The organism is Advenella mimigardefordensis DPN7, assembly GCF_000521505.1.
Classification (GTDB): Bacteria; Pseudomonadota; Gammaproteobacteria; order Burkholderiales; family Burkholderiaceae_B; genus Advenella; species Advenella mimigardefordensis.
Genome location: NZ_CP003915.1, coordinates 2,376,305 through 2,393,295, shown reverse-complemented (window position 1 = coordinate 2,393,295; position 16,991 = coordinate 2,376,305). Strand labels below are relative to the sequence as shown.

General features: G+C 54.0%; 13 protein-coding genes. 2 read left to right on the top strand and 11 right to left on the bottom strand.

Annotated elements, in window-relative coordinates:
- Positions 1-30: 30 nt before the first annotated feature.
- The 5 genes from MIM_RS11015 to MIM_RS10995 form a co-directional block, all read right to left on the bottom strand.
- Positions 31-1,692, bottom strand: a complete 1,662-nt coding sequence (locus tag MIM_RS11015; RefSeq protein ID WP_025372814.1) for a GMC family oxidoreductase — start codon at positions 1,690-1,692, stop codon at positions 31-33.
- A gap of 96 nt (positions 1,693-1,788) precedes the next feature.
- Positions 1,789-3,408 carry a GMC family oxidoreductase gene (locus MIM_RS11010; protein ID WP_025372813.1) on the bottom strand — a complete coding sequence of 540 codons (1,620 nt, stop codon included), beginning with the start codon at positions 3,406-3,408 and terminating at the stop codon, positions 1,789-1,791.
- Entirely contained in the window at positions 3,409-4,644 is a 1,236-nt protein-coding gene (locus MIM_RS11005) for an acyl-CoA dehydrogenase family protein (protein ID WP_025372812.1), read from the bottom strand. It lies immediately after the preceding gene.
- A 74-nt stretch (positions 4,645-4,718) separates the two neighbouring features.
- Entirely contained in the window at positions 4,719-5,957 is a 1,239-nt protein-coding gene (locus MIM_RS11000) for a CaiB/BaiF CoA transferase family protein (RefSeq protein ID WP_084458977.1), read from the bottom strand.
- 154 nt (positions 5,958-6,111) lie between these two features.
- Entirely contained in the window at positions 6,112-7,053 is a 942-nt protein-coding gene (locus tag MIM_RS10995) for a LysR family transcriptional regulator (protein ID WP_025372810.1), read from the bottom strand.
- Positions 7,054-7,202: 149 nt separating this feature from the next.
- On the opposite strand from MIM_RS10995, the gene MIM_RS10990 reads away from it, so the two are divergent.
- Together MIM_RS10990 and MIM_RS10985 are read left to right on the top strand one after the other, a co-directional pair.
- Complete coding sequence (locus MIM_RS10990; protein WP_158318726.1) at positions 7,203-8,297, top strand: Bug family tripartite tricarboxylate transporter substrate binding protein; 1,095 nt, start codon at positions 7,203-7,205, stop codon at positions 8,295-8,297.
- Positions 8,298-8,342: 45 nt separating this feature from the next.
- The gene (locus tag MIM_RS10985) at positions 8,343-9,524 is read left to right on the top strand and encodes an iron-containing alcohol dehydrogenase family protein (protein ID WP_025372808.1); all 1,182 of its coding nucleotides are present in this window, start codon (positions 8,343-8,345) and stop codon (positions 9,522-9,524) included.
- 110 nt (positions 9,525-9,634) lie between these two features.
- On the opposite strand, the gene MIM_RS22530 is transcribed toward MIM_RS10985, so the two are convergent.
- From MIM_RS22530 to MIM_RS10955, 6 genes are all read right to left on the bottom strand, one after another.
- Entirely contained in the window at positions 9,635-11,467 is a 1,833-nt protein-coding gene (locus tag MIM_RS22530) for an NAD(P)-binding domain-containing protein (protein WP_144084631.1), read from the bottom strand.
- Between the two features lie 154 nt (positions 11,468-11,621).
- Positions 11,622-13,748, bottom strand: coding sequence for an acetate--CoA ligase family protein (locus tag MIM_RS10975; RefSeq protein WP_025372806.1), 2,127 nt, complete (start codon positions 13,746-13,748; stop codon positions 11,622-11,624).
- Between the two features lie 41 nt (positions 13,749-13,789).
- Complete coding sequence (locus tag MIM_RS10970; RefSeq protein ID WP_025372805.1) at positions 13,790-14,578, bottom strand: enoyl-CoA hydratase/isomerase family protein; 789 nt, start codon at positions 14,576-14,578, stop codon at positions 13,790-13,792.
- Positions 14,579-14,588: 10 nt separating this feature from the next.
- Positions 14,589-15,821, bottom strand: coding sequence for an acyl-CoA dehydrogenase family protein (locus MIM_RS10965; RefSeq protein ID WP_052342306.1), 1,233 nt, complete (start codon positions 15,819-15,821; stop codon positions 14,589-14,591).
- A 52-nt stretch (positions 15,822-15,873) separates the two neighbouring features.
- Entirely contained in the window at positions 15,874-16,677 is an 804-nt protein-coding gene (locus MIM_RS10960; protein ID WP_025372803.1) for an enoyl-CoA hydratase/isomerase family protein, read from the bottom strand.
- 43 nt (positions 16,678-16,720) lie between these two features.
- Complete coding sequence (locus MIM_RS10955; RefSeq protein WP_025372802.1) at positions 16,721-16,978, bottom strand: hypothetical protein; 258 nt, start codon at positions 16,976-16,978, stop codon at positions 16,721-16,723.
- Between the last annotated feature and the right edge of the window lie 13 nt (positions 16,979-16,991).

The window sequence follows — 16,991 nt, the reverse complement described above, 5'->3', positions numbered from 1 at the left end:
GGGTGCGATTAAATTGAGCACCGATATCGTTCAGTTTTTCTCAGTCTCTTTTGTGGCATCTCTCGAGTTGCCGTCTGGGCGCATTGGCGCTTTCCCGCGTATCACATCCGATGCCCATTCAGCTATGGCGAGGACCGCGGCGTGGATGTTGCAACTGAGTATTTCAGGCATCACAGAGGCATCAACAACGCGCAGACGGTTAATGCCGTGCACACGCAGCCTTGCGTCCACAACTGCCATGTCGTCTTCGCCGATTCTGCAGGTGCATGATGCATGCTGTACAGTCGTCGCTGTATGGCGAATATGTTTATCAATGTCTGCATCGGTTCGGCAGGCCAATCCCGGAGAAAGCTCTTCTCCGCGGAAAGCGTCAAGCTGCAATTGACTGACCACTTCGCGCGCGATGCGAAAACCGTCGCGCAACACGCGTACATCCTCGACGCAGGACAAATAACGCGGGTCAATGACGGGTTTTGCGCAAGGATCGTTGCTGGCAAGAGTGACGTGACCGCGACTTTGTGGATGGGCACCCACAGGACGAAGGTAGAAAAGATCCTGCCACTGGTTGAAACCCGGCAACCAGGGTCTGGCCTCGAGGGCGCCAGCACCAAAGATAATTTGAATATCGGGTGCATCCAGTTCCGGGCGTGTGCGCAAGATAGAATTGATGCCGCTGGGCAATATGGTCGCCGGTCCTTTTCCGGCAACAAGCGCGTTTAGTAGCGCGGGAACCAATCTGTCAATACGAAGCATGCGATGAAGGGCGCTCTCGGCACCAATACGCTGATAGGTAAGCGGAATGGAAAGGTGATCCTGCAGGTTGGCTCCAACGCCGGGTAAATGCTGTACCGGTGTAATATTCAGCTTGCGTAGCGCATCTGCATCGCCGATGCCTGAGAGCATAAGCAATTGCGGAGAGTTGAAGGCGCCACTGGTCAGAATCACTTCGCGACGGGCGCGGATTTCACCTAACTTGTCACTCCGCAGATATTGCAGACCGACCGCCGTCTTCCCTTCAAAGAGAATACGGGCGGCTATTGCCCGCGTTCTGACAGTCAGGTTCCGACGCCCGAGGGCGGGGCGCAGATACGCCCGGGACGCACTGGCCCGCCGGCCACGGTCAATGGCCGATTGCGCCAGGCCAAAGCCATTTGGCTCCGGGCTATTCAGATCATCAAAAATGGGATAGCCGGCCGCTTTGGCCGCTTCCAGGACGGCCCAGCCCAAGGGGTCACTGTCACATGTGTAGGTAATCCCGACCGGGCCATCGGAACCACGATGTGCAGCGGCTTCTCCACGCCAGGATTCAAGACGTTTGAAATAGGGCAGAAGATGATCGTAAGACCATTGTTTGGCACCCAGTCGTACCCAGCGCTCATAATCACTGCGATTGCCGCGGTTATGTGCCATGAAGTTGATGGAAGAAGATCCCCCCAGAACTTTGCCGCGTTTCAGTTCAATGCGCCGGCCATCCAAACCCGCTTGAGGTGTGCTTAAATAGCCCCAGTCGAACATGCCCGCCTGGCGGATTTGTCCGACACCTAGTGGAATCTGGATATAGGGATGCCAATCACGACCGCCCGCCTCCAAAAGCAGTACGCTGACATCGTTATCTTCACTCAAACGCGCGGCCATTACACAGCCTGCCGAACCGCCGCCCACGATGACATAATCGAATTGCTCAACTTTCATTCATGCATGCGCCGAAATAGTTTGCTCGCAAGCGTTGCCAAAGCCTGACCAGTACGCGCGGTGATATACCCAGGCAGCGTCTCATTCGGAGCGTCGTCAAGATGTTCTCCCCAATTCCTGCAGAATCATATCTGCCGCCTTCTCGGCAATCATGAGTGTTGAGGCATTGGTGTTAGCCGACGGCGTTGTTGGCATCACTGATGCGTCCACCACGCGCAAGCCGTCTATCCCTTTAATCTTCAGCGTGGGATCAACGACAGACATCGGATCGGACAGCGCACCCATTTTGCATGTACCCACCAAGTGAAAGGCGGTCGTTCCGTACTCACGAATGAACGCCAGCCATTGCTCATCTGTCTGGCAGTCTGCCGTCGGAAATACCTGTTCCCGAAAAATATGCTTCATGGCGTCGCTATGGAGAATCGCATGGCTGCGTCTGAGCGCGGTAATGAGGATTCGACGGTCGCTTTCTGCATCAAGGTAGTTAGGCTGGACGATCGGCGGGTGATTCGCGTCCCGTGATTCAATCCGAATGTATCCACGGCTTTCCGGGCGCAAACGCCACGCACCTGACGTGACCCCCGGGAAATCATCAAGCTTGCGGGTTTTGCCGGCTTTCAGGCTCGCCGGCGTAAACGTAACGGCATAATCATTTTCTGTTGATGTCTCATTTGATTTACAAAATGCGTAGACTGACATGGAACTCATGGCGAGTATAGAAGGGCGGCCCAGCATCCATGAGGTCACTTCCCGTATTAGAGGAATACCTCGGGAGTGCTGGTTGACGGTTTCTACGTTTCCGGGGGTTCGAACAACAATCCGCGCTGCATAGTGATCGCTAAGATTCTCTCCGACCCCCGGCAGATCACGTACGACGGTAATTCCGAGATCCTGGAGTAACCTGGCAGGGCCGATCCCGGAAAGTTGAAGCAATTTCGGACTATTGACTGAACCGGCACTGATAATTGTGCATATATTGGAGCGGACAGTATGCAGCGTAGTCTCTCCGGATCTTGAGTACTCAATGCCTGTGGCACGGTTATCTGCCACTACAATTCGTCTGACCAGCGCATCGGTAATAACCGTTACACCAAATTGCCGACGAGCGGGGCGAAGAAAGCAGTAGGCTGCGCTCCATCGCTTGCCCTTGTATATATTGGCCTGCGTGTAGCCAACGCCGGTTTGTTCGCAGCCGTTATAGTCTGGATTGTAGGGAATGCCTTGCTCTACCGCACCGCGTATGAAGCTGTCGCACACCGCGCTGCGTTTGGCCAGCACCGTAATCGGCATATTGCCTTCACGCCCGCGATAACGTGCTTCTCCCTCTCCCATGAAACGTTCACTTTTTCTAAAATAGGGCAAGACAGACTCGTAATCCCATCCCTGCGCACCCGCGGCGGCCCAGCCGTTAAAATCGGCAGGCTGCCCGCGGCTATATATCATTCCGTTGATCGCGCTGGAACCGCCCAGCGTCCGGCCTTGTATAAAGGGAATGGAACGTCCATTGGTATTAGCAGAGCCCTGATGGTTAAACTGCCATGTAATTGAGGGATCCGTGGAGGTTTTCATGATTCCGCCGGGGATGCGAATATACGGATTGCGATCGACTGGCCCCGCTTCCACCACGCAGACACGATAGCCGCGCGCTGAAAGACGGTAGGCGAGCACACAACCCGCCGTCCCGGCACCAACGATGACAAAATCAAACGTCTGCATTCAGGCCTCCGTGGCTGCGATTTGTGCCCCCGCATCGTCCTTGCGTATATCGCGCAAGCCGGTTCGACCGTGATGGCGATCGGCCAGCTTGTAGCCCAAGGCATCTTCAGCGATCAGGATTTTCTGTACGTTTGCAGAGCCCTCTCCTGTAAAGAACAGATCGGCATAGGAACGCAGTCGTGATATCCGATATTCCGTGGCCAGCCCATAGCCGCCAAAAATCTGCATGGCTTTATCCGCGCACATTTTTGCGGTCTGTGACGCATGGTATTTAGCGATAGCCACCAGCCGGTTAGCCGGCAGACTTTGATCAAGCGCACTGGCGGCCTGGTAGATCAAGGCGCGACTGGCATCAATGGCAACGGCCATTTCGGCGATATCCGACTGTATCATCTGAAAACGGCCTATCGGCTGTCCCCGCAGAGTGCGGTCGTTGGCGTAGCGTACCGCGTCTTCAAAGCATGCGCGGGCGATGCCCAGCGCTTTTCCTGCGACAGTAATACGCCCGGGCTGAAGCCCCTGCATGGCGATCTTGAAGCCATCGCCTTCTTCGCCCAGCCTATCTTCTACAGGTACGACGAAATCATCAAGAAAGAGCACGGTAGTGCGAAAGGCCTTGGACAGTCCCATCATGTCTACTGGCTGAGCATTCCAGCCAGGGTGTTTTTTGGGGTGAACAATAAAGGCGCTGACACCTTTTGCTCCTGCATTTTTATCGGTACGTGCAAACAGCACACCGACATCGGTTTCTTTTGCCATAGACGCAAACATTTTCTGTCCGGTTATACGATATACGTCCCCATCGCGTTTTGCGAACGTTTTCATGTTGCCGGACGGATCCGAACCGCCACCGGGCTCGGTCAGAGACATCAGGCCTATGGTTTCGCCCGCGAGCAGAGCAGGGACGTATCGACGAATCTGTTCCTGGCTTCCGCCGAAATAAATACAACTGGGACATGACGAGCCCTGCTGGTTATTACAATGCGCGAATCGGACTTCAATACGGGCCATCTCTTCCTGAATGATGGCTGCAGCAAGATAACCCATGTCGCTACCGCCGACTGATTCGGGAAACATGGCACCATACAGGCCAGCTGCACCGGCTTTTTTTATCAGGGCTCGCGGAAATTCTTCACGTGCTTCATAGTCTGCAATGACGGGTACCACTTCATTTTCCATAAAGCGGATAACCATGTCCCGAATAGACTCCATTTCCGGACTGGATGCGATATTCATCGTTGTGCTCCTTTTTGTTTCTGTTTATAAGTCAGCGACGCCAGATAGCGTCATTTTGTGAATTTAGAAAATTATCAAACGGGCTCTGCCGCTGTCGGCCCGAACGCACCTGTATGTAGAAGCGTTTCTATTTGGTCCCGCGTCACGCCGAGCGAGTCAAGGACCTGCTCGCGATGTTCATTCAGTCGGGGAATTCTGGGCTGGTGAGCTGGCCGGGCGGGCCATGCCGGATTTGCCGGAAGGGTAAATAGACCACCAAAGCCATCGTCCACTTGCTGTAGCATCCCGCGGCCAGTCAGGTAGGCATCTTCTATCACTTCATCCATATTCTGTATATTGCCCACCGGCACATCGGCGGCGATCAGGCGTTCCGTAATCTCAGCACGCGTGTGATTGCGTGTGAAGGCAGCAGTGATGTCATGAACCTCGCGCTGTCTTCTTGCCCGCTGAACGTAGGTGGCGTATCTCGGATCGGTACCCAGTTCGGGACGATCCATGGCAATACACAGTTGTCTCCAGAAATCGTCCCGGTTAACACCAATGGTGACGTATCCATCAGACGCTGGGAAGGTTCCGCAGGGCACGCCGTGGTAGTTCGAACCGGCAAAATCCGATACGGCTTCGTCCTGCCATTGAGACCGGGCCATCGCGACAGAGACGATGGGTAGCATGCATTCCACCAGCCCAAGATCAATGATACGTCCCATACCGTGACGTTCCCGATCTCGCAGGGCAAGCAGAATGGCGGAGTGGGTGGCCACTGAAGCCATAACGTCTCCCAAAGGAAACCCGCACCACACGGGGTTGCCCTCGTGGTCGCGAGTAATGCCTGTGGCGCCGGACATCGCTTCGGCCACCATGGCTAGGCCGGCACGGTCGGCATGCTCACCGGCGTTTTCCATGCCAAAGCCGGTAATGCAGGCGACGATCAGTCGTGGATACTGTGCATGCAGCGTCTGCGGGTCCAGTTCCAGTCGCTTCAGTGCAGCGGGGCGCATATTGGTCAGCAAAACGTCTGCCGATTCGAGCAATTGCCTTACAACGCTGCTGCCACCCTGATTTTTCAGATCAAGAACAATGCTTTTTTTGTCGCGGTTCAATGAGGCGTAATATGCCGCAATTTTTTCACTACCAATATGTCGTAGTGGATCCCGATGGCGTGTCAGTTCACCACCGGGCGGCTCCACTTTTATCACCTCGGCTCCTTCGTCGGCAAGCATTTGTCCGCACAGTGGTCCGGAAATCAAATGAGCCAGTTCAATTACTTTTATGTCACAAAGGGGGAGAGAGTTGGTGCTTTTCGTTGTTGCCATTTTGGGATACCCAGGAAAACAGAGAATAAAGAAATTCTCACATTCGGGTCAGCCAGCGGCAAGTTGACTTTTATGCCCGTCGCGGTAAGGGGAACTTACCGCGGCCTTACGTCGTGCAGGAAAGGCGGCTCAATGCACCGGAAACAACGCACTGCTAGGCCATTTTCTTCGATAGCGCAGCGATGATGTTAATCATATGCTCCAGAACAGGATCCCGTTGATCCTTAATCCAGGCAAAAACAAAATTGCTGTGGTAATCGACATTAGCCAGAGGCACGACCGTCACGTTGTCCGGGTAATAGAAATTTTTTCCGAGTATCGTAAAGCCGATGCCTATGCCTACCGATACGAGATTCAATTGCGATGATATGGATGTGACTTCCTGGGCAACCTGTGGTTCAAAACCTGCTTTCTCGCAAAGTGCGTACAGCAAGGCGAATCCATGACTGCCGCTGGATTGCGGCACGACAATAAAACGTTCGTGCTCCAGCATGTCAAGTGTGATTGCTGAATGATGCGCCAGTTGGTGGTCATTTGGCATGACCACGCCAAGGCCGCTACTTTGGATCAAAAGCCAATCGAGATCTTTGTGGTTTTGGGCAACCAGGCCATGGTTCCATTTTCGTGGCAACTGTACTGGTCGCTCACCAAAATTCATAAAACCAGCGTCAATTTTACCTTCAGCCAGCGCCACAGATTGCTGCGAAGTCACCATTTCCAGCAGCGACAGCGTGACATCGGGAAACGATTCCCGAAATTGCTTAATGGCGGCACGAAAAATAGGATGCAGCAACGTTAGCGTCCCATAGGCGATCCTTAAAGTGCCTCTTTTGCCGTCACTCATTTCCCTGGCCATGTCCAGCGATACGTTGAGCTCATCCATAATGTTTTGCAGGCGTGGCAGCAAACCTCGTCCGGCTGCAGTCAGTTTTACTCGGCCGGGAGCGCGTTCAAAGAGTGTCAGGGAGAGTTCGTTCTCCAGGTCTGCAATGATTTGGGAAATGGCCGGCCGTGTGATGCACATCCGATCGGCAGCCCTGCCAAAGTGTTCCTCTTCTGCCGCGGCGATGAAATAACGTAAATGCCGTAATTCCATGGTGTGATTGCCTCCTGTCAGGATGCTGCAAACACATCTGACATATTTAATAATACTCGTCAAGAGCGGCTATAAATCAGCTCCTGTTAGGCACGCTTACCGCGTCCCCCACAAAAAATGACTCGACAATGCCTGGTGCCTATCTGACAATGAATCGCAACAAAACGACTGATGTGAACATCATTGCATATCAATATTCAGATTGCTTTTGCGCACGCTCTGTTCGTTTGAATAACCATAGATTATACATATCAGCCGAAGGAGACATTAAGCAAATGAAGTATATTTTTTCTACCATTCTTGCATGTTCCATTTCTGCAATGCCGCTGGCGGGACATGCCGCGGAAAGTTATCCAAGTAAACCAATCAAGCTGGTTGTGCCTTTTTTACCTGGCGGTATTGGCGATGTGTTAGGTCGGATTGTGGGCGCCGAGTTATCTGAGCGTTTGGGGCAGACGGTGATTATTGAGAACCGGGCTGGGGCAGGTGGGATGATCGGCACTGAATATGCGGCCAAGACCGCTCCGGATGGCTATACCATTTTGCAGGTCTCGTCACCTCAGATCATCAACCAGGTGCTCAGAGAGAAGCCAGGATACGAGCTGCTACGTGATTTTGTACCCGTTTCCAGCGGTGTAACGGCTCCACTTGTGCTGGTTGTACCCGCATCGTCAAAAACGCAATCGGTGAAGGACCTCATCAGTGTTGCGAACTCCAGAAGCGGCGGTGTGAACTTTGGTTCCGGTGGAGTCGGGTCAGTGGGTCACCTCGCGGGGGAAATGCTCAAGCGTAGCGCCGATATTGCGGCTACTCACGTAGCGTACAAGGGAAACGCAGGCGTTGTCACCGATTTAGTTGGCGGCCGTCTGGATTTTTTCTTTTCCTCGCAGCCTGAGGCCGTACATGGAGATGCCGCTGGAACCATGCGGGCCATTGCAGTGACAGCACCCGAGCGCGTCAAAACCTTTCCTGATGTGCCCACCATGATAGAGTCGGGCTATAAAGACTTCACACCAACCAGTGTTTACGGCTATATGGTGCCCAAAAACACACCAGCAGCTATCGTTAACCGCCTGCATGACGCGATTAACAGCATTGTAACTTCTTCTGCAGTGCAGAACCGTTTCGAGACGCTTGGACTCAATGCCGATCCGGGTAATATTGAGCATTGGAAAGACACATTGGAGTCCGAAACAGCACGGTGGCGTGAACTTGTAAAAACGGCTGGCGTACATGTTGAATAATTATATTAAAACGCTATTTTCGGTCACGCCGTCTACGAGCGTGCTATGACCTCCGGCAATGCTTCTTTCCAGCATATTTCACCTGAGTTGCGGGTTTATTCGGGTGTTGATTGCTTTGACGGTCTTAAACGCGAACTTGCAAGAAACGGGTGCCGTCGTGCGGTCGTTGTTTGCGGCAGAACGATTGCCAGTTCAGATACGCTCAATCTGCTTCGTTCGTCCCTTGGCCCGCTTTTTGCCGGTGTCTCACCGACAGCACGCGAACAGACACCGTTGCCTGCCGTAATGGGAACGGTGAGTGCGCTTAAGGAGTTTTCCGCCGACAGCATTATTGCCGTTGGCGGCGGTTCCGCTGCAGTCACGGCCCGTGCTGCCGGCATTCTGTTTGCCGAGCCGTTACCTGTGCAGGAGCTCTGTACGCGCAGGACAGATGATGGCCGGTTTTTCAGTCCGCGTCTGAAGGAACCGAAAATTCCGCAGTTTATGGTTCCTACCACACCCAGTACCGCATTCGTTAAAGTTGGCTGTGGTGTGCACGAAGAGCAAACAGGTCAGCGCTACGCATTGTTCGATCCGAAAACCCGTACGAAAGGCATTTTTATTCACCCGGAAATGCTGTGTTCAGCGCCAGCTCAACTGGTCAGAAATGCGGCGCTTAACACCTTTTGCACCGCAATTGAAGCGCTTGAGTCGCCCCGCAGTGATCCTTTTGCACAAGCCTTTCTGATGCACGCAATACGTCTTCTGGCTGAGAATATTGAACGGCTGGACGATCCACAGCAAGGCGTTCACGAAAACCTGGTGCTTGCAGCGATACTGGGCGGGCGTGGTACAGAGCAAAGTGGGGCGGGCCTGGCTTCAGTTCTCGCACATGCTATCGGTTATCACAGCCGTGTTTCGAATGGGTTGGTGAATGCGATTGTACTGCCGCATACGATGCGGTTTAACGAACCGCTCACAGAATATGGCCGCTCCCGTCTCGCCCAAGCGCTCAGTGGCGCATTGCCCGCCGTTTCGGGCGTTTTCCAGGCGTCTGCTACTATTTCAATGGTGCAATCATTGCTTAACAGCATATCTCCGGTACATCGACTAAGAGACATCGATATCAATCAGGCAGCATTTCCAATGATTGCCCGGGCGGCCATGGCCGATTGGTTCATCAGCCGCACCCCGCGTCCGGTAGAAGAATCAGAAACGCTTTTGGCTTTGCTGCAGGCAAGTTGGTAGCGGGCAGGTACATCTGAGGTTTTCTATCCGTGTTGGTATTTCGCCTGTGGGTCAGGATGCGTGACCAGAGCGATTGCCCGAAGTTCAAGCCAGCTTCGCAGACGTTGCTCTTACCAATAATATTCCTCCAGCTTTATACCTGCGCGCTGTTTGAATGTCAGCATCAGGTCCTCCATGTTGGCGATGCCTTCTGACTGATTATCCATTTCCATTAGCACCGTGCGCACGGTGTTTGCTATGAGCATGGGCGCCTGGGCTTCAAATGCCAGTGCCGAAACCATCGAGAGCCGCTGTAATGTCGTTGCCAGATCGACACGAATTTCTGCCTTATTGTGCCGATGGTCGACCAACATGATTTCAAAGGCTTTGCTCCAGCCGGTGCCCTTCATAATCACGTTAGCCAGATCCTGTATGTCCAGTTCATTGTTCAATGCCAGGCTGACCGCTTCCAGCGTGATGAGTTGATGGCTGGTTTCAAGCGAATCCAGAAGCAGCTTAGCCGTGTTACCAGCGCCTGAAGGACCCATATAAATGGATTCAATGGAGGCATTTTCCAGCACCTGCTTAACTGCCTGGTAACCTTGCAGGGAGCCGCCGACAACAGCCAGGCCGGTACCGCCAGGCAATGGCTGTGCAGTTTCGCTGCAGATGGGTGCGTCCAGCAGCGTGACGTCAAGCGATTGCAGATCCAGAGCAAGCTTACGGCTGACTTCAGGCTGCCGCGTTGTCTGGTCAATGACAATCGTGCCTGGTGACAAACTGCTTATCAGCCCTTGTGGCCCCGTCATGACATCTGTATTGCCTAGCGACGGGCCAATAATAATCAGATCACATGCATGGGCAAGCGACGCCAGATCCGATTCCACCATAATGCCATTCAACAAGCCACTGCGGGCAATGGTTTTAGCCGGGTCATATAAACGAAGAAGCTGGCCCAGAGTTCTGAATTGCACGGCTTGCGCACTCTCTGCGCTGCCCACATAGCCCACTGTTCTAGAGTGTACCGACACGGAAGTACCGCCTTGTTCATCGGGTGACAAACCTGTTTCCCTCGCCGCGGACAGTTTCGTGCCGGCCATTGAGGCAATGATGTCAGCGACATCCTCCAGCGTTGAGGCAGGGCCGGCTGTATTGACTGCTATTTCCAGGATAGCCCGGCTCAGGCTGGCAATCGGTAGCGGCGTTTGGCTTGCATTGGCCAGTAAAATGGCCTGATGCACGTCCTTGACCATTAATGACAATGCGAAATTGCTGGATGATTTGCCTTGCAGGAAGGCAGTCAATGTGACTTGTGACAGGCGGCTGCATGCATGGCTGGCATTGATCGCGTCAGCCAGTTTGGTCAGGGGCAAGCCCAATTTTTGACCCAGTGCCATGGTTTCAAAAAGTGCAATACGGCACGATGCGTTCATCGTGTTATTGATGATTTTGATTGCCTGGCCATTGCCGACCTGTTCGCCGCAGCGAATCACCGTCGGACTGATTTTCTGCAGTATCGGCAATGTCTTTTCGTATGCGCTTACAGGTCCCGATACCATCATTGTGATACGTCCCGCCTGGGCCGCCGGTACGCCTCCCGCCACAGGCGCATCCAGCATATACACTCCTTTTTCCTGAAGTACCTTTGCAATACTGCGTGTTTGTTCAGGTATGCCGCTGGTCTGATCAATGAGAACGGTACCGGGTATCAAAGCGTCTACAAAACCCTCAGTATCAAATATCAGGCTTTTTACATCGCTTGAACGCGGCAAACACAGAAAAATAAACCGGCACTGGTGTGCCAACTCTACAGCCGTTTTAGCCGCGCTTGCGCCCAGCGCGCCGAACCGCTCGCAAGCGGCAGTATTCAGATCCCATACATGCAGATCAGTAGAGGAAACGAGCTGCTCGGCCAGGGCACCGCCCATCGCACCCAGGCCAATATATCCAACTGAAATAGTCACTTTATCAAATCTCCAATATTGCAATTGTGCATCGCGGGTCTGCCCGGACATTGCTTGGTTTTTTTGTCGCTGGTTACCTTGCGGAGACATCAGCCGCATGCGCGCATTGGCTTTGTAGTGATGTCTCCGGTGAAGTGAAACTGCGTTAGTCGATTCAGGCGCTCGCGGGTTCTGCCTGATCATGTTGGCTTACTTCGGCTTTCCTGATATTGACCAAGGCGTCCACGGCGCGGATACCCGTGCCTATGGCGCCAACCATGACAGGATTGATTTCGTACTCCTGTGCATCGGGTGTGGCCAGGAACCTGTCGCCAAAGCGTACGGCCGCGTCCGCAAGGGCGTCCACGTCGGCAGGCGGCTTGCCACGGAAGCCTTGCAGCAAAGTCCAGAGCCTGAGTTTTTTCAATGCCGTGATTACCTGCTCGTGCGTCACAGGCAGGGCAAGATTGGCAACATCGCGATACAGTTCGATCGCCACGCCGCCGCTGCCGATAGACAACACCGGACCGAAGTCGGTATTGCGCAGGCAGGATAGCACCACTTCCACACCGTCGCTGACCATCTCCTGCACCAGGATGCCGGCTTCAGGCTTGCCAAGACGCTGGCGGAAGTCCGCAGCAATAATATCAACATCTTGTGGACTGGCAACGCGCAATTTGACCAGGCCAAGCTCTGTTTTGTGCTCCGATTCCGAAGGCAATACTTTTACCACCAAAGGGTAGGTGAGTGATGCACATGCCTGTTCTGCACGGTCAGAGGGCGACAGAACCAGCCAATTTGCAGGGGTGATGCCGCTGTCATTAAGATACTGCATCATCCCTTCCCAATCGTCTCGGGCCACATTCGCAGCATCGTTCGTGCGCGGGCGCGGGGCTGGCAGAGTAGCATAGTGCGCACGCTGATACAGCCAGGCCAGCGATTGCATGGTGACGGCAGGGTCGGGAGACAGCAGAACCCCGGCGTCCCGGAAGTCCTTGCGTACTTCCGGTTCAATCGCTTCGCCAATAAAGCTGATGACAACGGGCAACCCCTGACTGGCCAACTGCTTATAGACTTCTGCATTTTCGTTCAGATACCGGCGACCGCTACTGGAAAACTGCACAGCGACCGCTTCGGTTCGAGTATCGTCGGCCAGTACTTCGCAGGTGTTGCGGAACAGGTCACGGTCGGTATTGATCTGACCGGTGAGGTCAATCGGATTCGCCTTGCGGGCAAATTTTGGCAGTACCTGGTCCAGTCGCTCGGCAGCGGCGGTACTGAATTGAGCCAGTGGCACGGCTCTTTCGCTGCTATAGTCTGCCAGAAGAGCACCGGCGCCACCTGACGCGCTCATGATGGAGATGCCGCCCTGCGCGTCACCGCTGATGCGCGGATCGGGCAGAAAGGTGAGTACTTCCATGGCCGAGACGACTTCCTGAAGGCTATTGACCGAAATGATCCCCGCCTGATCCAGCACGTCGTTGTACACAGCGTGTGAAGAAGCTATTTTCCCGGTATGTGAAGCCGTTGCTTCCTGGCCGATGGCAGAGCGACCTGTTTTGAGAACCACAATTTGTACGCCGCGCGAGCGCGCCTTGTGGGCGATCGAGAGGATGCGCGCCGCGTCGTCCAGACCTTCCACGTAAAGGGCGACGCTACGTACGTCTTCCTGCTCGACAATATTATCCAGCGCATCCAGCGAGTCCATGCAGGTTTCATTACCAACACTGACCACGTATGAACAGCCCAGGCCAATCCTGAGCAAGGCATTGGCCATGGCGCCGGCTAGCGCGCCGCTCTGGCTCACGATCGCAATCGGTGCATGGTGTATTTCGTCGCGGTTCAGTGCGGCAGGGCTGAAGGTCAGTATAGCCTTGTGCTGTACAGACCAGATACCCTGGCAGTTGGGACCCAATACAGCGACCTTATTTTCCCTGGCCGCATCTGCCAATTGACGCGCAAGTACGTCTCCACCTTCCACCTCTTCAAAGCCTGCGCTAAATACAACCGCATTGCGAATACCGGACTGACCACACTCAGCGATAATCGCCGGTACCGTATTCGCGGGTGTAATGATAAGAGCAATATCTGCAGGCTCTGGCAAATCGCGCACGGATTTATAGGCCTTGAGGCCTTCAATCTCGCTGTGGCTTGGGCTGACCGGATATATGCGTCCTGCGTAGCCGTGCTTCTGCAGATTACGCAAAAGCGTATTGCGAGGGCTTCCTCGTTGCGGTGAGGCGCCAACGATAGCAACGCTCTGCGGGCGCAGGAAGTTTTTGAAATTGAAAGAATCAGTCATAGTATCCATACATAGTTAAATCGTTAGCGTCTTTAGCGTTGTTAACGGCCTTTGAAAACCGGGCTGCGCTTTTCCCTGAATGCAGCGATGGCTTCCTGATGGTCCTCGCTTGTGCGAACGACCGGCATGGTTGCTGCCACAATGTCCAAAGCGCTGCTCAGGTCCGTCTGCAGGCCCTGGCGAATCAGCTTTTTGATGTTGCGGATCGATAGCGGGGCGCCGGCAGCGACCTTACGCGCAAACGTCAGTGTATTGTCCAGTAATTCGGCTTCGGGAAAGACGCGACTGACCAAGCCGATACGTTCGGCCTCTTGTGCATCCACCCAATCGCAGCTCCAGAACATTTCATAGGCCCTGGCTACGCCGACGATGCGCGGCAAAAGCCAGGCGCCACCCATACCGGGTATCAGCCCCATGCGCGCGTAGGTTTCTGCAAAACGAGCAGTGTCGGCGCTGTAGCGCAGATCGCAGGCCAGCGCAATGTCCAGCCCGCCGCCGGTTGCGAATCCGTTCAGTGCAGCGATAACAGGCTTCTCGATTTCCGTGATTTTGCGTATCAGACGTTGCGAACCCTGAGTCAGGTAATGGCTCATTTCTGCAGGCGTTTGCGATGCGCTTGAATCAAAGCCGCCGATATCGCCGCCGGTGGTGAAGGCACGTCCCGTTCCGGTTATCACCACTACGCGCACATCGTCACTGACGCGGGTCGTCTCCAGTGCTTCGAGCCAGCGCTCGAGCATCTCGGGGGTGAAGGCGTTGAGCTTGTCCGGGCGGTTGAGCGTGATAACGCCAACACCTTCCGATATCTGGAAATTGAGCAGTTCAGACATAGTTTGTTCCTTAGCGGGCTTTGCTCGGATCGTCCTTGCGAATGTCACGCAAGCCGGTTTTACCATGGTGGCGGTCGGCAAGTTTATATCCCAGCGCATCTTCCGCAATCATTATTTTCTGCACGTTTGCAGAGCCTTCCCCGGTAAAGAACATATCGGCATAAGCGCGGTAGTAGGAGACAGGATATTCTTCTGCCAAACCGTATCCGCCGAAGATCTGCATCGCTTTGTCGGCGCAGAACTTTGCGGTTTGAGAGGCATGGAATTTGGCAATTGCAGCCATACGGTTGTGCGCCATGCTGGCATCCATCATCATGGCGGCTTTGTATACCAGCGAGCGGCTGGCTTCAATCGCACATGTCATCTCAGCGATATCCGACTGGATCATCTGGAAGCGTCCGATAGGTTGCCCACGCAATGTACGTTCATTCGCATAGCGGACTGCCTCTTCAAAACAACGGCGTGCAACGCCGAGTGCTTTGGCCGCGACGCCGACCCGGCCCGGTTGCAAGGTCCGCATAATGATCTTGAAGCCTTCGCCTTCCTCGCCCAGACGGTCTTCCACGGGAACCACAAAATCGTCCAGATATACAATATTGGTACGCATGGATTTGGATAGACCCAGACATTCGATTGGCGTAGCCTGCCAGCCCGGGAATTTTTTTGGATGAACGATAAATGCAGTCACGCCTTTTGCACCGGCATCCCGATCTGTTTTCGCCAGCAAAACACCCACATCGGTTTCGTTGGCCATGGAGGCCCACATTTTTTGTCCGGTGATGCGATACACATCGCCATCGCGGCGGGCAAAGGTTTTCATATTGCCGGCTGCATCCGAACCGCCACCGGATTCGGTCAGAGACATCATGCCGATCGTCTTGCCTGCAACCAGGTTAGGCACATATTTTTCAATCTGTTCTGGCGTGCCACCGAAATAGATGGCGCTCGGACATGTTGAACCCTGCTGGTTGTTGCATGAAGAAAAGCGTACATCGTTGCGTACCATCTCTTCCTGAATGACGGCGGCTGCCAGATAGCCCATATTGCTGCCGCCCACCGATTCAGGGAACACGGCGCCATACAGACCCGCTTCACCGGCCTTGCGCACCAGTTCACGGGGAAATTCCCTGCGTTGTTCGTAGCCGTCCATTACCGGCTTGATTTCAGCTTCCATAAACCGGTTGACCATGTCACGCACCGCGTCGATTTCAGATGAATATTCGGGAAACATTGGTAAATCCATAACAGCACTCCTCAAGTAAATTTTTACTAAGACCGTTAACGCCAAATGCGCTTCAGTCTACTTTGTGTTTTGTCGCCGCACCCACAAAATCCGGGGGCTGTTTGTTGATCAACGCGGTTAGTCCTTCCTTGAATTCAGGATTGGACATCGCCAGCACCTGGCCGAATCCTTCGTAGGCGAACATCTCGGTTAATGTCGTTTCAAAGCTGCGTGCCATCAGCGTTTTGGCCAGCCCCATGATTTCTGCCGGTCCCTGTGCCAGGCGGCTCGCCTGCTCAAGGCCCGCAGCGTCCAGTTCGTCGTCAGGAACCACTTTTGCAACAAGCCCCAGTTCCAGCGCTTCCTGAGCGTTCAGTGTGCCGTTGCCAAAAATAAAATTCTTGGCACGCGCCATGCCGATCAGGCGGGGCAGATGATACATAACACCGATGTCGGGTACCGTGCCCAGCCGGAAAAAGCCGGCTGACAATTTAAGACTCTCGCCCGCGATCAGCAGGTCGCCGGTAAGCGCAAGGCCCATGCCTCCGCCAATGGCGTGGCCTTTGGCGCCGATAACCACCGGTTTGTCCAGGGAGATCAGCGGAATCAGCCATCTGCTCAAATGCCTGAAGCGGCGATGGACGGACCACGGATCATTTGCCTTCTGCAACATGGAGAAATCACCGCCAGAACAGAATGATCGGCCTTCGGCAGTCAGAAAAACAGACCGTACTGACGGGTCGTTTTCAGCCGATTCGACAGCAGCGCCAAGTTGCGTGCGCAAGTCGGACGTGAGTGAATTCAGATTCTCAGGACTATTGAGTCGGACAACCAGTACCGAGTCCACTCGTTCTGTTTTGACAATTTCTTTTTGCATGAGGCAGGCTCCGTAATTTGATTTCAATCGTAATGATGACCTCTTAAGCAAAGAGCGTGCCAATCAACAACCGGCCTGTATTGGACCGCTTATTGCCTGCGCTGCAACCATCCTGAGCGACAAAGCCAGCTGCGATTATCGCCTGACTGTTGTCAGCAAGTACACTTTCGTGTGGATTGAAGACACAAAACTGTAAAAGCATTCGTATTTTTGAGGACACCATAGCAATCGTCATGCTGCCTTCTTCTGTTCCTGAGAGGGTGAAATTGGGATGGCACGCAACTTGCTTTAACGGTTTCATATTGACAACCATT